This is a genomic window from Phenylobacterium sp. (genome assembly GCF_031181185.1).
Classification (GTDB): Bacteria; Pseudomonadota; Alphaproteobacteria; order Caulobacterales; family Caulobacteraceae; genus Phenylobacterium.
The window spans coordinates 1-1983 of record NZ_JAPSKZ010000318.1; the positions used below are offsets into that span (position 1 = coordinate 1).

Here is a 1983-nt window from a genome sequence, read left to right on the forward strand (position 1 = left end):
TGAGCGCATCGCCTGACCTCTCCGCCGACGCCCCGGCCGAGCCGCACTGGCCGGAGATCCGGGCCTGGCTGCAGGCCCACCCCCAGACCCTGCTCGACGACCGCTCCCTGCTGGAGGAGATCGGGCTGAAGCCGCACGGCCGCAACGTGGTCGAGTTCGGCCGCGCCGCCCTCGACCTGATGGAGGCGCGCAACCTCTCCGATCTCGCCCGCCGCCTCGACGGCGCGGCCCAGGGCCGCTTCGGGCTCGCCGGCGCCGCGGTGGCGCTGGAGAAGCCGGGCCCCGTGCCGTTCGGCTGGAGGGCGCTGGAGGCGGGCGGGGTCGACAAACTGCTGGGCGAGCACGGCCTGACCTGGCTGGGGCCCAACTTCGACGGCCTCGGGCTGTTCGGGGCGGCGGAGGCCGAGGTGAGGTCCGTGGCCCTGATCCGCATGGCGCCCGCCTTCCCCGGCGCGGACTCCGCGAGGCCGGCCCTGTGCGCCTTCGGCTCGCCCGAGGAGGACGGCTTCACCCCGACCATGGGCTGCGAGCTGGTCGCCTTCATCGCCCGGGTGGTCGAGCGGATGGCCGAGCGATGGCCGCTGCTGGGCTGAGCGCCGACGAGGCCCTGGCGGCCTGGCTGGAGCATCTCGCCCACGAACGCCGGCTGTCGCCCCGCACCCTGGAGGCCTACGGACACATCGGGCGGCTGTACCTCGCCTTCCTCGCCCGGCACCGGGGCGAGGCCCTGCGTCTGGCCGGCCTGGGGAGGGTCACCGCCGCCGAGGTGCGGGCCCATCTGGCCGAGCGGCGCTCGGGCGACCGGCCGCTGTCGGCGCGGTCGATCAGCCAGACCCTGTCGGCCATCCGCACCTTCCACACCTTCCTCGACCGGCGGCTGGACACGCCGGCCCCCCAGCTGGCGCTGGTCCGCGGGCCGAGGATCAAGGCGTCCCTGCCCAGGCCGGTCAGCGAGGACCAGGCCCGCGGCCTGCTGCAGGAGACGGAGGCAGATCCCGACGTCGAGCCGTGGGAGGCGGCCCGCGACCGGGCCGTGCTGACCCTGCTCTACGGCTGCGGCCTGCGCATCTCGGAGGCGCTGTCGCTGACCCGGGCGGACGCGCCCCTGCCCGAGGCGCTGCGCATCACCGGCAAGGGCGGCAAGACCCGGCTGGCGCCCGTCCTGCCGGCGGTGCGCCAGGCGGTGGACGCCTACGTCGACCTGCTGCCCTTCGGGCTCGCGCCGGAGGACGCCCTGTTCCGCGCCCGCCGGGGCGGGCCGCTGGGCCCGCGTCAGGTGCAGGCGGCGGTGCAGCGACTGAGGGGGCGGCTGGGCCTGCCGGCGAGCGCCACGCCGCACGCCCTGCGGCACAGCTTCGCCACCCACCTGCTGGGGGCCGGGGCCGACCTGCGGTCGATCCAGGAGCTGCTGGGCCACGCCAGCCTGTCGACCACCCAGAAGTACACCGCCGTCGACGCCGCCCGGCTGCTCGACGCCTATGCATCGGCGCATCCGCGCGCCTAGCCGCCAGTCCGGAAACGAGTCGGCAGAGTCGACATTGGCCCGGTCGGAAGGACGCGAAAAACAGAGTCGACAGAGTCGACATGGTCGACATCCGGCCTGAGACAATTCAAGGACTTGAAGACTCCGCCATGTCGACCCAGCGGCGCCGGCCGCGGGAGTGAAAGGAAACGATTGTCAAAGATCCGCGCGCCCGCTGACGGACGCGCGGGCCAGTATGCGGTCACGGCCTCCTCAGGCGCGTAGATCGGCTCAAGAAAACGCCAAGTCACTGAAAGGACGCGGTTCCGGGCGCACTGTCGGACCGGATTTCCCCGAATGGCCAGCAGTGCGCCGGCGTCAGGCCTGCATGGTCCAGCCCTCGACGCCCATGGCCGCCTGCTTGACCGCTTCCGAGCGGGTCGGGTGCGGGTGGCAGATGCGGGCGATGTCCTCGGACGAGCCGCCGAAGGCCATGGCCACGCAGGCCTCGCCGATCATCT

General features: G+C 73.6%; 3 protein-coding genes. 2 read left to right on the forward strand and 1 reads right to left on the reverse strand.

From position 1 onward, the window contains the following. Both RIF93_RS20395 and RIF93_RS20400 read left to right on the forward strand, forming a co-directional pair. Positions 1-593, forward strand: a 593-nt coding sequence (locus RIF93_RS20395; RefSeq protein ID WP_375163916.1) for a DUF484 family protein, incomplete at its 5' end; no start/stop codon positions are given. Next, positions 575-1504: a tyrosine recombinase XerC gene (locus tag RIF93_RS20400; protein ID WP_309093267.1), complete on the forward strand. Its 930-nt coding sequence runs from the start codon at positions 575-577 to the stop codon at positions 1502-1504. The genes RIF93_RS20395 and RIF93_RS20400, both read left to right, overlap by 19 nt. A gap of 336 nt (positions 1505-1840) precedes the next feature. On the opposite strand, the gene RIF93_RS20405 is transcribed toward RIF93_RS20400, so the two are convergent. Beyond that, on the reverse strand, positions 1841-1983 hold a 143-nt coding region (locus tag RIF93_RS20405; protein ID WP_309093269.1), incomplete at its 5' end, for a hypothetical protein.